13 protein-coding genes are annotated in these 16,228 nt (G+C 69.5%); 3 read left to right on the top strand and 10 right to left on the bottom strand.

Annotated features, from left to right (window positions below; all coding sequences use genetic code 11):
* Positions 1-81 precede the first annotated feature (81 nt).
* The 3 genes from J2S35_RS08605 to J2S35_RS08595 are packed head-to-tail and all read right to left on the bottom strand — an operon-like array spanning position 82 to position 2,828.
* Entirely contained in the window at positions 82-855 is a 774-nt protein-coding gene (locus J2S35_RS08605) for an ABC transporter permease (RefSeq protein WP_309852278.1), read from the bottom strand.
* A complete protein-coding gene (locus J2S35_RS08600; protein WP_309852276.1) occupies positions 852-1,754 on the bottom strand; it encodes an ABC transporter ATP-binding protein in 903 nt (300 codons plus the stop codon). Before J2S35_RS08600 ends, J2S35_RS08605 begins: the two co-directional genes overlap by 4 nt.
* A gap of 15 nt (positions 1,755-1,769) precedes the next feature.
* On the bottom strand, positions 1,770-2,828 hold the full coding sequence (locus J2S35_RS08595; RefSeq protein ID WP_309852274.1) for a ThiF family adenylyltransferase: 1,059 nt from the start codon (positions 2,826-2,828) through the stop codon (positions 1,770-1,772).
* A gap of 458 nt (positions 2,829-3,286) precedes the next feature.
* On the opposite strand from J2S35_RS08595, the gene hrpA reads away from it, so the two are divergent.
* Positions 3,287-7,378 carry an ATP-dependent RNA helicase HrpA gene (gene hrpA / locus J2S35_RS08590; protein ID WP_309852272.1) on the top strand — a complete coding sequence of 1,364 codons (4,092 nt, stop codon included), beginning with the start codon at positions 3,287-3,289 and terminating at the stop codon, positions 7,376-7,378.
* Here hrpA and J2S35_RS08585 read toward each other — a convergent pair.
* Together J2S35_RS08585 and J2S35_RS08580 are read right to left on the bottom strand one after the other, a co-directional pair.
* Positions 7,375-7,764 (bottom strand): HIT family protein, encoded by a 390-nt coding sequence (locus tag J2S35_RS08585; protein ID WP_309852270.1) that lies wholly within the window; start codon positions 7,762-7,764, stop codon positions 7,375-7,377. The genes hrpA and J2S35_RS08585 overlap by 4 nt on opposite strands.
* A 44-nt stretch (positions 7,765-7,808) precedes the next feature.
* Positions 7,809-8,981, bottom strand: a complete 1,173-nt coding sequence (locus J2S35_RS08580) for an NAD(P)-dependent alcohol dehydrogenase (RefSeq protein ID WP_309852268.1) — start codon at positions 8,979-8,981, stop codon at positions 7,809-7,811.
* 211 nt (positions 8,982-9,192) lie between these two features.
* Here J2S35_RS08580 and J2S35_RS08575 point away from each other — a divergent pair, with 211 nt between their 5' ends.
* Complete coding sequence (locus tag J2S35_RS08575; RefSeq protein ID WP_309852266.1) at positions 9,193-10,188, top strand: PLP-dependent cysteine synthase family protein; 996 nt, start codon at positions 9,193-9,195, stop codon at positions 10,186-10,188.
* 140 nt (positions 10,189-10,328) lie between these two features.
* A complete protein-coding gene (locus J2S35_RS08570; RefSeq protein WP_309852263.1) occupies positions 10,329-10,736 on the top strand; it encodes a Fur family transcriptional regulator in 408 nt (135 codons plus the stop codon).
* A gap of 12 nt (positions 10,737-10,748) precedes the next feature.
* On the opposite strand, the gene J2S35_RS08565 is transcribed toward J2S35_RS08570, so the two are convergent.
* The 5 genes from J2S35_RS08565 to J2S35_RS08545 all read right to left on the bottom strand — a co-directional run bounded on the left by J2S35_RS08565 (position 10,749) and on the right by J2S35_RS08545 (position 16,035).
* Positions 10,749-11,600 (bottom strand): metal ABC transporter permease, encoded by an 852-nt coding sequence (locus tag J2S35_RS08565; RefSeq protein ID WP_309852258.1) that lies wholly within the window; start codon positions 11,598-11,600, stop codon positions 10,749-10,751.
* Entirely contained in the window at positions 11,597-12,469 is an 873-nt protein-coding gene (locus J2S35_RS08560) for a metal ABC transporter ATP-binding protein (RefSeq protein WP_380083431.1), read from the bottom strand. The genes J2S35_RS08565 and J2S35_RS08560 overlap by 4 nt, the downstream gene beginning before the upstream one ends.
* Entirely contained in the window at positions 12,459-13,457 is a 999-nt protein-coding gene (locus J2S35_RS08555) for a metal ABC transporter solute-binding protein, Zn/Mn family (protein WP_309852255.1), read from the bottom strand. Before J2S35_RS08555 ends, J2S35_RS08560 begins: the two co-directional genes overlap by 11 nt.
* Positions 13,458-13,636: 179 nt before the next feature.
* Entirely contained in the window at positions 13,637-14,683 is a 1,047-nt protein-coding gene (locus J2S35_RS08550) for a hemolysin family protein (RefSeq protein WP_309852254.1), read from the bottom strand.
* Complete coding sequence (locus J2S35_RS08545; protein ID WP_309852251.1) at positions 14,680-16,035, bottom strand: hemolysin family protein; 1,356 nt, start codon at positions 16,033-16,035, stop codon at positions 14,680-14,682. The genes J2S35_RS08550 and J2S35_RS08545 overlap by 4 nt, the downstream gene beginning before the upstream one ends.
* Positions 16,036-16,228: the final 193 nt, after the last annotated feature.

Raw genomic sequence — 16,228 nt, 5'->3', positions numbered from 1 at the left:
ACCCGGGAGACGCGGGCCTCTCGCGCGTCTCGTGTGTGCGGCGGCGGGCACCCCTGTGCAGGGTGCCGGCCCGCCTGCGCGTCAGCCGCGCCGCGCGACCCCCTTGAGGGCGAGGACGAAGAAGAGCGCGCCCCACGCGACGACCGAGACGAGGTCCGTCCACGCCGGGCCAGCCCCCGTGGGGAAGAAGCCCTCCCGGACGAGGTTCGCTGCGGGTGTGAAGGGCAGGATGCTGTGCACCACCACGGCCCAGTCCGGGATCCGGTCCGCGGGGTACGTGATGGGCGAGAACAGCATGGCGCCGAGGATGATCACCTGCTGGACGAGGCCGGCCATGGCGGGCGGGATCCACAGGGCCACCGAGTAGCCGATCATGAGGTACGCGAGGAGCGCGGCCAGGACGAGGATGAGCGTCCGGCCGTCCACCGTGGGCCGCACGCCCAGGTGCAGAACCGCGAGCCCGATGGAGACGAGGAATCCCGGCAGACACGCGAGCGACCAGACGGTGGCGTCCGCCAGGAGGAGGACGGGCCGCGGGATGGGCAGCGTCCTCTGGAACTCCTGGAAGCCATCGAGGAGGGAGGACGCCATCTTGGTGGGAACCACGAGGCAGCCGATCATCATGAGGCTCAGTGCCCACGAGCCAGCGGCCAGGTGCCGCGTCCACTCCGCCTGGGACGTGTCCGCCATAATGGCCAGGCCGAAGATGACGGAGCCGCTGACGAGCATCTGCAGGATGAGATAGAACGGCAGCTCCCCCTTGTTTCGCAGGAACGTGAACCGCGTCAGCTCGACGTAGGACCGAAGTGCGCTGTGGCCCCTCGGGATGGCGAGGTCCGGTGAGGTGGTCTTCATTCGTGCGCCTTTCCGTAGACGTTCTCAAGGCTCATCGGCTCGAGGACGAAGGACTCGGCCACGCCGGACTCGGTGAGGCCGGCAGCCCACCGAGCGGCGTCCGGGACCTGCGCCGGGGCGAGGAGGATGCTCGTCTGGCGGGGCAGCTCGGCGCTAACCCCGAGGTTCGGCGGGAGGCCCTCTGCCTGGGACTCCCCCGCCCAGAGCACCTTGAGCGTGGACGCCCCGGCCGCCGCTGCAATGCTCTGGGGCGTGCCGTCCATGACCACCTTGGCCTCCTTCATGAGGACAACTCGGTCAGCGGCGCGCTCCACCTCCAGGAGGTTGTGACTCACGACGACGACGATGTGCCCGTCCTCCGCGAGCCCCCGAAGGTCCCGCCAGATGACGGGGCGGCGCTGCGGGTCGACGTCGTTCGTCGGCTCGTCGATGAGGAGGATTGGCGGCGGCAGGACCACGGCCATGGCGTAGCTCGTCATGCGCCTGAGGCCGCCCGAGAGCTTCTGGCCGGGCTTGTCCGCCCACTCGCCGATGCTCAACCGCTCGATGACATCGGCCGTCCGCGCCTGCGCGTCCGCCGCCGACGCGCCCCTGAGGCGCGCCACGGACGAGATCATGGCCCGCGGCGTCATCCCCTGAATGGGCGCGTGGAGCTGGGCCATGAGCGAACACGCGCGCCGCGCCAGGTCCGGCTGGGACACGAACGAGACTTCCCCGAACCGGATGTCGCCGCTCGTGGGGCGCACGACCCCGCAGATTTGGGACAGGAGCGTCGTCTTCCCGGCCCCGTTGTGCCCGATGAGCGCCGTCAGCTCGCCCGGACGAAGCTCGATCGAGACCGCGTCATTGACGAGCGGCCCCTTTCCGTACCGCTTTGAGATGGACTCGATGCGCAACATCTTCGAAGCACCTCCTCATTTCTGCCCTGCGGATGGGTGGAATCGATTCTGGATTTGAAAGATCGGCCAGTCGTCATAGTTCCCGGATCCACATGTAGGGCAGTCACGCTCGTCACGATCCCATTCAAGAACCGTTTCGCACCGACGACTGACATAGTTGACCTCGAGCTGCCGACCCACAGACATAGGCTCACTGTACGAGTTGATAAGACGTACCACTTCATCCGAGATTGAACTGCATAGTTGCATCATCGCCGGAGGATAGGCCGAAGAGGGTGGTCTAAATCCACTATCCTCCAGGGCTTTGAACTGGTCTGCGAATTCTGGATCGACGCGGGAGTAGTATACCTGGAGGCAGTCGAAGCACCCCGAGTCATGCGGAATGACGGAGTAAACTCGGCCCGTGAAATTGAACGAAAATCCATAGACACAGGTCACACCCTCGCGAACACAGGCCTGATTCACCATTCGCTGGATGAGGAACCTCGGCTCATCGATCAAGCAGACAACGATGTCCGCTCCCTTGATGATCGGTCTAAGCTCTTCTGATGACGTAACTTTCATCTCAACCGGAGTAATGTTCAGAGATTCTGCCATCCGCGAGAGGTTCCGTGTCGCCACGTCCACTTTGGAGAGACCGACATCATCGAGTTTGTATAGAAATTGCCGGCCGAGATTTCCTGTCTCCACGAGGTCGAAGTCCAGAATGGTCAATTGCCGAACCCCAGCCCCTACAAGCATTGTGGCAACGTTGCTACCACCACCGCCTAGACCAAGGACAACAACGCGCGCCTCAGAAATAGCCTCAACCCTCGGGCGCTTCCTATCGAAAACACGATGAAACCCGTCGAAAAAATTTTGCGTCGGAATGAGAGACTTCTCAACTGAACCCTCACGCGCGTCGACATCCTTAAGGAACCCGTACTGGTCGAGAACTCGAAGGCCCTCATGAACATCGGTTTCCGAAAGACCAGAATGCCGCTGACGCACATGGGAAACGATAGACTCGACGGATCGCCCATCCAACACCTCCAGCATCGTCAGAAGCTGACCATCCGGGTCATCGAACTCCATTGTTACGCCTCTTTCAGCGCCAACCCGAATGCGGCCACTTTCCATTCGATAGTATGGAATAGACTCTTTTAGCTTAAGCTGCACCTATTCTCTCCTTCCGCGAAAACTTCAAGAAGTGTGCCGCACCGCCACTGACGATGCGGCACACCGCGTAGGTTCCTAGACGACACCCCAGCTGATCTGGATGTCCCGGACCGGGGCTGCTGCTGCAAACGTCATGACTCCCTCCTCTCTCCGACTCGAGCCAAGCGACGCTTGATCGCGCCTACTGCAATATATATCACATCCATGCGTACAAGACAAGTCTGTGGTCTCTATCCCAGTGAGGACGCTCCACTGCGGCTCTTCTTGTCTCTCAGGCGAGGCAAGGGTGCGGCTAGCGCAGCAACGGCGGCTCAACGCTCGGCCCCGCCACCCGCCGCGGCTCTCGGGCCCGCTCGGTAGACTCGAGTGCAACCATGGACATCACGTACCCCGCTTCCCTTCCCGTCTCCGCGCGCCGGGACGACATCATGAAGGCCGTCCGCGAGAACCAGGTCGTCATCGTCGCCGGCGAGACCGGTTCCGGCAAGACCACCCAGCTGCCGAAGATGCTGCTCGAGCTCGGCCTCGCCGAGCCCGGCCCCGACGGCCGCCCGCGGATCATCGGCCACACCCAGCCGCGCCGTATCGCGGCCCGCTCCGTCGCGGAGCGCATCGCGGAAGAGCTCGGGGAGAAGCTCGGCGAGACCGTGGGCTACCAGGTCCGCTTCACGGACGAGTCCTCGCGCGCCACCCGCGTCAAGCTCATGACGGACGGCATCCTCCTCGCGGAGATCCAGCACGATCCCCTCCTCACCAAGTACGGCGCGATCATCGTCGACGAGGCCCACGAGCGCAGCCTCAACATCGACTTCCTCTTGGGCTACCTCCGGCGGATCATGCCGCAGCGGCCGGACCTGAAGATCGTCATCACGTCCGCGACGATCGACCCCGAGCGCTTCGCCGCCCACTTCGCGGCGGGGGCCGCGGAGACAGCGGCGGAAGAGTCCGGCGGGTCGTCGTCGGGCTCTGGGGGCGACGACGGGCCCGCCCTGGCGCCCATCATCGAGGTCTCGGGGCGCACCTTCCCGGTGGAGATCCGGTACCGGCCGCTCGAGGCGGCCGCGGACGAGGAGCTCGACGACGAGCTGGAGGACGACAGGGACCCGCTCGACGGGGTTCGGGACGCCGTGGACGAGCTGTCCAAGGAGGCGCCCGGCGACATTCTCGTGTTCTTCTCCGGCGAGCGCGAGATCCGCGAGGCGGCGCAGATGCTCGAGGGACATATCGAGCGCAACCGGCGCCTCACGGGAACGCAAGTGCTCCCCCTCTACGGCCGCCTGTCCCTCGAGGAGCAGTCGCGGATCTTCAAGCCCTCGGGCCGCCCGCGGATCGTGCTCGCCACGAACGTCGCCGAGACGTCCCTGACCGTGCCGGGCATCAAGTACGTGATCGACACGGGCACGGCGCGCATCTCGCGATACTCGCCGCGGACCAAGGTCCAGCGCCTGCCCATCGAGCGGATCAGCCAGGCGAGCGCCCGTCAGCGCTCCGGCCGCTCTGGCCGCGTCAGCGACGGCATCGCCATCCGCCTCTACTCCGAGGAGGACTTCGAGTCCCGGCCGGAGTACACGGACCCCGAGATCCTCCGCACCAACCTCGCCTCCGTCATCCTCCAGATGGCGAGCATCGGCGTGGCCCGCGAGGCCAAGGAGGTCGCCGCGTTCCCGTTCGTCCAGCCTCCCGCGTCCCGCGCGGTGAGCGACGGCGTGGCCCTCTTGACCGAGCTCGGTGCCCTCGAGAAGAACGGCACGCTCACGCCCCTGGGCCGCAAGCTCTCCCGCATCCCCCTCGACCCGCGCCTGGCCCGCATGGTCCTCGAGGCCGAGTCCCGGGGCGCGCTCCAGGAGGTCGTGGTCCTCACGGCCGCCCTGACCATCCAGGACCCCCGCGAGCGCCCCAGCCAGGACGAGGGCGCCAAGGAGCGCGCGGCCACCCTCCACAAGCGCTTCGCGGACGACAAGTCCGACTTCATCGGCTTCCTCAACCTGTGGGTGTACCTCCAGGAGAAGCAGGCCGAGCTGTCCTCGAGCGCCTTCCGCCGCCTCTGCAAGGCGGAGCACATCAACTACCTCCGCGTGCGCGAGTGGCAAGAGCTCGTCACGCAGCTGCGCCGCGTCCTCAAGCAGATCCGCATCCCCGTGCCTTCTAGCGCGGTGGACCCGGCCGGCCGCGAGGACACGATCCACCAGAGCCTCCTCGTGGGCCTCCTCGGCCAGATCGGTGCGTACGACGACGCCAAGCGCGAATACGCCGGCGCCCGCGGGATCCGCTTCAACGTGTTCCCGGGCAGCGCGCTGTTCAAGAAGAAGCCCGAGTTCGTCATGGCGGCCGAGCTCGTGGAGACGAGCCGCCTGTGGGCCCGCACGGTCGCCGCGATCGACCCGGCCTGGGTGGAGCTCGTGGCCCCGCACCTCGTCAAGCGCCAGTACTCCGAGCCGCACTGGTCCCGGAAGCAGGGCGCCGTCATGGCGTACGAGAAGGTCACGCTCTTCGGCGTCACGCTCGTCTCCCAGCGCCGCGTCAACTACAGCCGCGTGGACCCCGCCCTGGCCCGCGAGCTGTTCATCCGGCACGCGCTCGTCGAGGGCGACTGGCAGACGCGGCACGCGTTCTTCCACCACAACCGGGCCGTCCTCGCCGAGCTCGAGGACCTCGAGACGCGCACTCGGCGTGCGGACCTGCGCCTCGACGACGAGGCCCTGTTCGAGTTCTACGACGCGAGGATCGGCCCCAAGGTCGTCTCGGAGCGACACTTCGACTCGTGGTGGAAGCAGGCCTCCCGGGAGGACCCCGAGCTCCTGCACCTCGACCGGGACAGCGCCGCGAGCGACGCGGCGGACGAGCTCAACATCGACGACTTTCCCAAGACGTGGCCGTTCGGCGCGGTGGACCTGGACCTGTCCTACGAGTTCCACCCCGTGGCGCCCGGAGCGGCGCCCAACCCGGCGGACGGCGTCACCGTCCACGTGCCCGTCGTCATCCTCAACCAGCTCTCGGAGCGGCCGTTCCTCTGGCTCATCCCGGGCCTGCGAGAGGAGCTCATCACGGCGCTCATCAAGTCCCTGCCGAAGTCCGAGCGCCGCCACTTCGTCCCCGCCCCGGACGTGGCCCGGCAGGCGCTGGCGAAGCTCACGGAGGACTTCTCCCCCGAGACCGACGACCTCCCGGAGGCCCTCGCGCTGACGCTGCGCCGCCTCAAGGGCCATGTCGTGGACCCGTCCGCCTTCGAGTGGGACAAGGTCCCGCCCCACCTGCGCATGACGTACCGGGTCCTGGGCGCGCGCGGCCAGATGCTCGGCGAGAGCATGGACCTCGCCGCGCTCCAGGACGAGCTCGCCCCCCAGGTCCGCACGGCCGTGGCCGCGTCCGTCGACCCGACGGCGATGCAAGCCCACCTCGACGCCGCCAAGCGGCGCGCGCCGAAGAAGGGCCAGAGCGGGCGGGGCGCGCAGGGGACGCCCGCAGATCAGGGCGCAGCCCGTCCTCAGGCCGGCCGCAAGGGCGGGCCAGGCGGCAAGACGGCCAGCCTTCCGGGGCCCCTCGCGACCCCCGCAGGCACAGCCGCGGCGACCTCCGCAGCCCGCGAGCGCACGGGGCTCACCTCATGGCCCAAGGACCTCGATGAGCTGCCGGCGACCGTGGGCGGCACATCCGCCGGTCACGCCGTCACAGGCTATCCGGCCCTCGTCGACGAGAAGCCCGCGAGCGGCAAGGCGACCGCGGGCGTGCGGATCTTCTCCGAGCGGGAGGAGGCCGACACAGCGCACCGCCAGGGCCTGATCCGGCTCCTCGTCTGCACGCTGCCCTCACCACAGCGGTACGTCGTCGACCACCTGAGCAACAAGGAGAGACTGACGTTCAGCCAGAACCCGCACGGCTCGGTGGCGGCGCTCGTGGACGACTGCACGCAGGCCGCCGTGGACAAGCTGCTCACTCGCGTGCCGGAGCGGCTGCCGCGCACAAAGGCGGCGTTCGACAGGGTCTTCGACGAGATTCGCGCCGAGCTGATCGACACGGTCTTCCAGGTGACGGCCGTCGTCGAGCAGACGCTCTCCCGCGCACTGACGCTCACGGTGGCCGTCAAGAGCCCGACGCCCGCCCTCGCCCCCCTCGCGGCCGACATCTCCTCGCAGCTGTCCCAGCTCGTGTACCCGGGGTTCGTGGCCGCGACGGGGCACGAGCATCTGCAGCACCTGCCGCGCTACCTCCAGGCGGCCCAGGTGCGGCTCGACCGCGCCCCGAACGCGATCGCCAAGGACACCGCGACGATGACGCTCATCCAGGACCTCGAGGACGCCTACGACGACGCGGTGGCCCGCGTCCCGAAGACCCGCGCCATCCCGGCGAGGCTCGCCGAGGTCCGCTGGATGATCGAGGAGCTGCGCGTCAGCCTCTTCGCCCCGGGCATGAAGACGGCGTACACCGTCTCCGAGAAGCGCGTCCGGCAGGCCCTCAAGGGGTTCTAGAGGGCGGCGAGGAGCTTGGCGTGCGCCGCGTCGAGGGCCTCGTCCGAGGCGGGCTTGGCGCGGCCCAGCTCGTGGTCGGCGATCTCGTTGGTCGGGAAGACGTGGATGTGCGTGTGCGGCACCTCGAAGCCAACGATCTCCAGGCCGACGCTCGCCGAGCCGAACGCCTGCTTCTGCGCCTTGGCGATGCGCTGCGCGACGACCATGAGGTGGCTCGCGAGCTCCTCCGGGAGGTCGGTCCACTGGTCGATCTCCTCGCGCGGGACGACGAGGACGTGGCCCTCGGTCTGCGGGGTGATGTCGAGGAACGCCACGCACTTCTCGTCCTCGTGGACGAACCGGCCCGGGATCTCGCGGTTGATGATCTTCGTGAACACCGTGCTCACAGTGTGCTCCTTCGTGTCTCGTGTGTGTCAGAGGCCGGGGCTGCTCAGCTCAGGCGAGCGCCCGCACCCGCCTCGAGCGACTCGGGCTCGGGCAGGGTCGCAATGTCGAGGACGAACCGATACGCCACGTCTCCGGCGACCATGCGCTCGTACGCCTCGTTGATCTCGTCCGCGCCGATCATCTCGATCTGGGCGCTCACGCCGTGCTCAGCGCAGAAGTCCAGCATCTCCTGCGTCTCGGCGATCCCGCCGATGAACGAGCCCGTGTAGGAGACGCGCTGGGCGGCGAGGATGCGGGGGTTGACGGGCGGCATCGGGTCCGCGGGCAGGCCCACCTGGACGAGGCGGCCGTCGCGGGCGATCGTGGCCAGGTACGGGTCCAGCTCGTGCGGCGCGGCCACCGTGTCGATGACGACGTCGAGGCTCTGCCTCGCGGCCGCCATGGCGTCCGGGTCCGAGGAGACGACGAAGTGGTCCGCCCCGAGCAGCCCGGCGTCGTCGGCCTTTGAATCCGTGCGGGAGAAGACGGTGACGCTCGCGCCCATCGCCTTGGCGAGCTTCACGGCCATGTGCCCCAGGCCTCCCAGGCCGACGACGCCGACTCGCGTCCCCTCACCCACGCCGGCGCGGCGAAGCGGCGCATACGTCGTGATGCCGGCGCACAGCAGCGGCGCTGCGGACGCCGCGTCCAGCGACGTGGGCACGCGCAGCACGTAGTCCGCGTCCACGACGATGGCCTGGGAGTAGCCGCCCTGGGTGCGGCCCCCGCCGTTGCGGTAGTCCACGGACCCGTAGGTGCCGACGCCGGCCCCCTGCTCGTTGCCGGAGCAGAACTGCTCGAGCCCATCCCGGCACGCCTCGCACGTGCGGCACGAGTCCACGAGGCAGCCGACGCCGACCCGGTCCCCGATCCCGAACGCCGTGACGTCCGCGCCGACCTCGCTCACGCGCCCCACGATCTCGTGGCCCGGCACGAGCGGGTACTCGACCTCCCGCCACTCGCCGCGCACCATGTGGACGTCTGAATGGCACAGGCCGCAGTACTCGATCTCGATGACGACGTCCCGCGCGCCCGGCTCGCGGCGCTCAATGGCGAGGGGGCGCAGGGGCTCGTCCGCGCTCACCCCGCCGACGGCGCTCACGCGGCGGGCCGCGCCGTCATGCGCGGTCTCGGGGGATGCTGCGGCGGACAGGGGCTCCAGGCGGTCTTGGCTCATGCTCCCCATCATGCCACCGGCGCCCTCACATCCCGCCCCCTCCCCGTTGCGCGGCGACTTCCGCACAGAGAACGGCGCCCCCGCGTGCGAACGCCGCCCGGAACGGGATGGAGGAGGACCGGGGGTGCGTGCGGGAGGCGGGCAGGGGGCGTGAGGGAGGCGGGCAGGGGCGTCCCTCGTGGGGAGGGAAATCTCTGAGAGGATCGGAGGCATGGACCAGCCGCTGTCTCGATCCCACCGGGCCTTCGTCGCCGACGCCGTCAGACACCTCCGGCACGACGCCGACACCTCGACGCCCACCCCGATGACCCGCCACGCCCTCCCCGGCTACCCGGGCATCGACGTGCTCATCAAGGACGAGTCAGCGCACCCGACCGGCAGCCTGAAGCACCGCCTGGCCCGCTCGCTCCTCCTCCAGGGCCTCGTCAACGGGCGGATCGGCCCGGACACGCTCATCATCGAGGCCTCGAGCGGCTCGACGGCGGTCTCGGAGGCCCACTTCTGCCGGGAGCTCGGCCTCCCGTTCGTCGCCGTCATGGCCCGCAGCACCTCCCCGGCCAAGGTGCGCCTCGTCGAGGAGGCCGGCGCCCGCTGCGAGCTCGTCGACGACCCGACGGGCGTCTACGAGGTGGCAGCGCGCCTCGAGCGAGAGTCGAACGGCTGCTACCTGGACCAGTTCACCAACGCCGAGCGGGCCACGGACTGGCGGGCCAACCACAATCTCGCCGAGGAGCTCTTGAGCCAGGCCCGCGACGCCACGGGCTCGTGCCCGGACTGGATCGTCGTCGGGGCGGGGACGGGCGGGACGAGCGCCACCCTGGGACGCCATATCCGCTACTGCGGGTCCGAGGCGCGTCTGGCCGTCGTCGACCCGGAGGGATCCGCGTTCTACCCGCACTGGGCGCGCCTGCGCGGGCGCGAATGGGACGCCGAGGAGGAGATCCGGCCCTCGAAGATCGAGGGGATCGGCCGGGCGCGCGTGGAGCCGAGCTTCGTCCCCGAGGTCGTTGACGAGATGTACCGCATTCCCGACGCCGAGTCCTTCGAGTGGGCCGCCGAGGCCGCGAGGACCTTCGGCGTGCACGCGGGGCCATCGACGGGCACGAACATGGCCGGCGTCATCCGCCTCGCCGAGGCCATGCGGCGCGAAGGGCGCACGGGGACCATCGCGACCCTCGCCTGCGACTCGGCCTCGCGGTACGTCTGACGTCTCCCCGGCCCGCGTCGGGGCCTTCCGGTCCGTCCCTGCGCGTCGGCGGGCCCCTCAGCGCGTCCTGACGCGGGCCTGAGCCTCCCGGCGGGGCTCCCCCGGCGCCCGCCCGCGTCGTCGTTGCTAGGCTGGAGAGCATGGCCTCACCGACCGGACAGCGCATCACCAAGCAGCGCGTCGCCGTCTCGGACGCCCTCCAGGCGCTCCCGGACTTCGTCTCCGCGCAGGAGATGCACCGCTACCTCGTGGACGGGGACAACAAGGTCTCCCTCGCCACGACGTACCGCATCCTCACGCAATTGGCCGACGACGGCCTCGTCGACACCGTCCGCCGCGAGGACGGCGAGACCGTGTACCGGCGGTGCGAGGTCGAGGCGCACCACCACCACCTCGTCTGCACCCGCTGCGGGCGGGCTGTGGAGATCGAGACCCCCGCGGTGGAGGAGCTCGTCTCCCGCGCCGCGGAGGCCCACGGGTACACGAGCGTGCGGCACACGATGGAGATCTTTGGGCTGTGCCCGGCCTGCACTGCTGAGCTCGCCTGAGACGACCGTGGCCTAGGCTCCCGCCACCGCCGGACGGGCGCGCCGACGCTTGCCGACGAGCCGACAGACCACGTAGATCCCGAACGAGATCGTGGTGACGAACGGGCTGATCGGCACGCGAGAGCCCAGCGCCACGAGGATGCCCCCGCACACGCTGACCATCGCGAACACGACCGACAGCGCGACAACGAGGCTCGGGCGGCTCGCCACGAGAGTCGCCGCGGCGGCGGGCGTCACCATGAGCGCCATGACGAGCAGCGCGCCGACCACCTGGATCGACAGCGCCACGGACACGCCCAGCACGAGCATGAAGGCCAGGGAGAGGCCCCTGACCGGGATGCCCCGCGCCTCCGCCACGAACGGGTCCGTAGACGCGAACATGAGCGGGCGCCACATGACGGCCATCGCTGCGAGGACCAGCGCCCCGCCCACGGCCATCGTCGTCAGCTCCGCCGCGTTGACGGAGACGATCTGGCCCGTCAGGAGGCTGAACTTGTTGGCGCTGCGCCCTTGATAGAGGGACAGGAACAGCACCCCGAGGCCCAGGCCGAACGGCATGAGAACGCCGATCACAGAGCCGCGCTCATGCGCCTTGACGCCGAGCGCACCGATGGCCAGCGCCGCCACGACGGACCCGATCAGCGAGCCCTGGACGACATTCGCCCCCACGAGCAAGGCGAACGCCGCACCCGCGAAGGACAGCTCCGCGATGCCGTGGACCGCGAACGCGAGCCCCCGGGCCACGACGAAGACGCCGACGACGCCGCCGACCACCCCGAGCACTGCCCCCGCGAGGACGGACTGGTACAGCAGCCCGAGCAGCTCGCCGTAGTCCTGGAAGGAGAACACGTCACTCCAGCTCACAGCGCACCTTCCTCGATGTGGTGGGCGTCCTCTCCGCCGGCGACGAGGACGCGGCCTCCAACCCGGACGACCTCGACGGGCCTCCCGTACAGCGAGCTGAGGACCTCGCTGCGCAGGACGTCGTCGGGCGCCCCCACGGAGTGACGCCCGTTGGCGAGGTAGAGGACCCGGTCCACGTGGTGGATGATCGGGTTGATCTCGTGGGTCACGAAGAGCACGGCCGTCCCGCGGCGGGCCTGGGCGGCGATGAGGTCGCTGATGCCCTGCTGATGCTTGAGGTCGAGGCTGAGGAGGGGCTCGTCGCACAAGAGCACGTCGGGCGAGGACGCGAGGGCCTGCGCGGCGCGGAGCCGCTGCTGCTCGCCGCCGGAGAGAAGGCCCACCGGCTCGTCGGCGACGTGCGCGGCCTCGACGCGTTCAAGGAGCTCGTCGACCCGCTGACGGGTTCGGCCCGGGCGCAGGCCCGGGCCCCAGCGGTGCCCGTCGAGCCCCTGCCGGACGAGGTCCCTCCCGCGCAGCGGCGTCTCGGGCGGGAAGAGGCGCTGCTGCGGGATGTAGCCGATCCGCCGGCTGCCGCGCGTGACAGGCTCCCCGCCGACCTCTGCACGCCCTGAGGTCAGGCGCGTCAGGCCGAGGAGGACGTGCAAGAGCGAGGTCTTGCCGGAGCCGTTGGCCCCGAGGACCGCCACGAACTCGCCCGGCTGCACCTCGAGGTCGAGCCCGGACCAGACGGTGCGGCCCCCGTAGTCGAGGCGGGCATCCCGGAGGGCGACGGCGGGCCTGGCGGCACCGGTCCCCGCCGCCTCGAGGGGCAGGCGCTCGGCGGCGGCAGTGCGCGGGGCCTGCCCGCCGCGGGGGTCAGCGGCCACGACGCAGCCCGGCCGCGATGGATTCGAGGATGCCAGTCATCCAGGCAGTGTATGTCGTATCCCCGGGCATCGTCTCGGCGACCGACACCACGGGGACCCCGGCCGAGCGCGCCGCGTCCGCGAGCTGCTGTGTCTGCGGCGAGGCGGTGTGGCTGTTGAACGCGAGCAGCTGCACCCTCTTCGCCCCGAGGGCGGTCTTCGCGGAGGCGAGGACGGTCGCGGGGATGTCGGTCTCGCTCTCGACGGCGGCCACGAGCTTCGGGTCCGTCGCGTCGACGCATCCGAGGTCCTGCATGAGGTACTGCGGCGCAGGCTCGGTGACCATAACGCGCGCGCCCTTGGCCGTGGGCCTCAGCGCGGCGATGCGCTCCTCGATCTTTCCGAGGTCTGCCTCGAGCTCGCGCAGGCGCCCCTCGTAGTCCTCGCGGTGCTCGGGGTCCGCCTCGCCGAGCCGGGCGGCGAGAGCGCGGGCCACCGATGTCACGGCCGAGACGCTGTACCAGATGTGCTCGTTGAACGAGCCGTCCTCGTGCGAGTGGGGCTCCCCCTCGGCGTGATCGTGACCCTCCGCGTGCTCGGCGGCCTCCTTGGCACCCGGCAGACCGGACGCGGCCGTCGCGTCCAGCACCGCGCCCTCCTTGCCCCCCGCCTTCGCGAGGGTGGTGAGGAAGGCGTCGTATCCCCCTCCGTTGGCGAGGATCAGGTCGGCGCGGGAGACGGTGAGGCGGTCCTTCGCGCTCGGCTCGTAGGAGTGCGGGTCCTGCGCCTCGGGAATGAGGGCGACGACGTCGGCCCGCCCGCCGGCGACCCGCCGGGCGATGTCGGCCCACACGCCGGTGGAGGTCACGACCTTGAGGGAGCCACCGCTTGCCTCCGGGACCCCCGGCGAGCCGCACGCCGCGAGGAGCGTGCCCAGGCCGAGGAGGCCGGCTGTCCCCAGGACGGTGCGGCGGGACGGGGCGAGGCGGGGGGCGGCGGGGTTCGGCATGGACGCGGCGAGGCCTTTCAGAGCGAGCGGGAATCACAAATGGGAATCGTTTGCAATAACCTCACTCTAGGCCGGGCGTCCCCAGTCCGCAACACGGCGGCCGCACACAGAAACACGGCAGCCGCGCGCAGAGGGGCCCGCCCCGAATCGAGGCGGGCCCTTCTGCGTGCGGAGCGGAGCTAGGAGCGCCGGGCCCCGGACTGCGTCGCGTCGTGAATCTCGCCGACGAGCTCCTCAATGACGTCCTCAAGGAACAGGACGCCCACGGTCTCGCGGCTGCGCGTCAGGACGCGGGCCATGTGCGCGCCCGTCTTCTGCATCTGGGCCAGGGCCTCCTCGACCTCGTCATCCGCGGAGATGTTGGCGAGCGTCCGAACCCGGTTGTCCGAGATCGGCCGGTCCGAGTGCAGCTCGCTGATCCCCATGACGTCCTTGAGGTGGAGGTAGCCGGTCAGCTCCCCGTCCTCTTCCACCGCAAACCGGGAGAAGCCGGTCTCGCGGACCGCCGCCTCGAACTCGTTCGGCGTGCAGCGCGCCTCGACGGTCCGCATCTGCGAGAGCGGAACCATGACGTCGGCTGCTCGCAGCTTGGAGAACTCGAGGGCAGACGAGATGACGCCCGCATCGTCCTCGACGAGGCCGCCCTTGCGGCTCTCCTCGACGATGTTCGCGAGCTCATCCTTCGTGAACGTCGAGGCGACTTCGTCCTTCGGCTCGACCCCGAGCATCCTCAGGATGCCGTTCGCCGCCCAGTTGAGGAAGGCGATGACGGGCTTGATCGCCCGGGCCACCGCCACCAGGGCCGGTGCCAGCACGAGGACGGCGCGGTCCGCGATCGACACCGCGACGTTCTTCGGGATCATCTCGCCGACGATCACGTGCAGGAGCGTCACGATGCCGACTGCCACGACGAGAGCCACGACGTCCGCCACCCCGACCGGGACGCCGACGAACTCGAGCGGCACGGCGAAGAGATGGTGGATGGCCGGCTCCGCCACGAGGAGGATGAGCAGGGAGCAGACCGTGATGCCGAGCTGGGCGCAGGCCAGCATGAGCGAGACATGCTCCATGGCCCACAAGGTCGTCTTCGCCCGCGGATTGCCCTGCTCCGCGAGAGGCTCAATCTGAGAGCGGCGCGCGCTCATGAGGGCGAACTCGCTCGCCACGAAGAAGGCGTTTCCCGCCAAGAGGACGATCAGCCACAGGATTCCCACGAGGTCGCTCATGCCGAGGCCTCCTTTCCGGCGGCGGACACGGGCCGCGGCGTCGCGTCGTCGTCGTTCTCATCCTGGGGCTCAGGCGCCGGGTGGAAGCGCACGCGGTCCACGCGCCGCCCGTCCATGCGCTCGACCGTGAGGGTGCCCCCGGGGAGCTCGATCGCGTCACCGCGCGCCGGGATGCGCCCGAGCATCTTCATGACGAAGCCGCCGACGGTCTCATAGGACCCGTCCGTCGGGATGTCGAGGACGCGGATCTGCGATGAGATCTCGTCCGGGCGGAGCATCGCCGGGAAGTACCAGTCGCCTCGGACGGACTGGAGGACGCCGGGCTTGATGCGGTCGTGCTCGTCCGCCACCTCCCCGACGATCTCCTCCACGAGGTCCTCGAGCGTCAGGGCGCCGGCCGTTCCCCCGTACTCGTCGAGGACGAGGGCGAACTGCAGGTTGGACTCGCGCAAGAGCGTCAAGAGCTCGTCCAGCTCAACCGTCTCCGGGACGACGACGATGTCCTGGCGGATGGCCATCGCCGGAATCTCCTGGCGCCGCTCCCGCGGGACCTGGACGGCCTTCTTCACGTGGACGACGCCGAGCACCTCGTCAGCAGACTCGCCGATGATCGGGAAGCGGGAGTAGCCCGTGCGGCGCGCGATGGCGATGACATCCTCCACGGAGTCCTCGTGGCCGACCGTCTCGAGCCGCACCCGGGGCGTCATGACATCAGCGGCGACGCGGTCCGAGAAGAGGAGGGTGCGGGTGAGGAACGTCGCGGTCTCCTCGTCCAGCGTTCCGGCCTCAGCCGAGTGGCGGACCATGGACTGAAGCTCCTGCGGCGTGCGCGCGCTCGAGAGCTCCTCCTTGGCCTCAAGGCCCATGCCGTGCAGGGCCCGGTTCGCGGCGCCGTTCATGACGTAGACCAGCGGACGGAAGACCGCCGTGAACGCGAGCTGAGCCGGGGCCAGGGCTCGGCCCACGGCGAACGGCTTGGCGATGGAGAGGTTCTTCGGGACCAGCTCGCCGAGGATCATCGAGATGAAGGTCGCGAGCGTCATGGACAGGAGGAAGCTCACCGTCGTCAGGACGCCCGGGGGAAGCGGCACGCTCTGCGTGGCCTGCCCGAGGATCGTGGACATGCCCGGCTCGAAGACGTAGCCCGTCAGCAGCGTGGTCAGCGTGATGCCCAACTGGCAGCTCGAAAGCTGAGTGGAAAGCGTCTTGAGGCAGCGCAGCAGGGGCTCGGCGCGCGTGTCGCCGTCGGCAATGGCGCGCTGCACGGCGCTCTGGTCGATGGCCACGAGCGCGAACTCAACGGCCACGAAGAAGCCTGTGCCCGCGATGAGCACGAGGCCAATGAGGATCATGACCCACTCATTCACGGGGCAGACCCCCGTCCAGGCAGGCGGAGCGCAGGGGCAGAGTGGACAGGGCGACGCGAGACGCGACTCGCAGAGGGTCATCCATAGTCTTGCCAGTATAGGGAACGAACCCAGGGACAGGCTTCAACGAACCTCGTTGCCGGCTCCACGCCGCCCGCACCCCGGCTCGGAGAAGAGC

This window comes from Falsarthrobacter nasiphocae (genome assembly GCF_031456275.1).
Taxonomy (GTDB): Bacteria; Actinomycetota; Actinomycetes; order Actinomycetales; family Micrococcaceae; genus Falsarthrobacter; species Falsarthrobacter nasiphocae.
This window is presented reverse-complemented; position numbering and strand designations above follow the sequence as displayed.

Bases quoted from the DNA above. Each gene is read 5' to 3' on its own strand.
- J2S35_RS08575 (WP_309852266.1), top strand. From the start codon at position 9,193: ATGGACCAGCCGCTGTCTCGATCCCACCGGGCCTTCGTCGCCGACGCC.
- J2S35_RS08580 (WP_309852268.1), bottom strand. From the start codon at position 8,981: ATGAGCCAAGACCGCCTGGAGCCCCTGTCCGCCGCAGCATCCCCCGAG.
- J2S35_RS08545 (WP_309852251.1), bottom strand. From the start codon at position 16,035: ATGATCCTCATTGGCCTCGTGCTCATCGCGGGCACAGGCTTCTTCGTG.
- J2S35_RS08570 (WP_309852263.1), top strand. From the start codon at position 10,329: ATGGCCTCACCGACCGGACAGCGCATCACCAAGCAGCGCGTCGCCGTC.
- hrpA (WP_309852272.1), top strand. From the start codon at position 3,287: ATGGACATCACGTACCCCGCTTCCCTTCCCGTCTCCGCGCGCCGGGAC.
- J2S35_RS08550 (WP_309852254.1), bottom strand. From the start codon at position 14,683: ATGAGCGACCTCGTGGGAATCCTGTGGCTGATCGTCCTCTTGGCGGGA.
- J2S35_RS08605 (WP_309852278.1), bottom strand. From the start codon at position 855: ATGAAGACCACCTCACCGGACCTCGCCATCCCGAGGGGCCACAGCGCA.
- J2S35_RS08600 (WP_309852276.1), bottom strand. From the start codon at position 1,754: ATGTTGCGCATCGAGTCCATCTCAAAGCGGTACGGAAAGGGGCCGCTC.
- J2S35_RS08555 (WP_309852255.1), bottom strand. From the start codon at position 13,457: ATGCCGAACCCCGCCGCCCCCCGCCTCGCCCCGTCCCGCCGCACCGTC.
- J2S35_RS08595 (WP_309852274.1), bottom strand. From the start codon at position 2,828: ATGGAGTTCGATGACCCGGATGGTCAGCTTCTGACGATGCTGGAGGTG.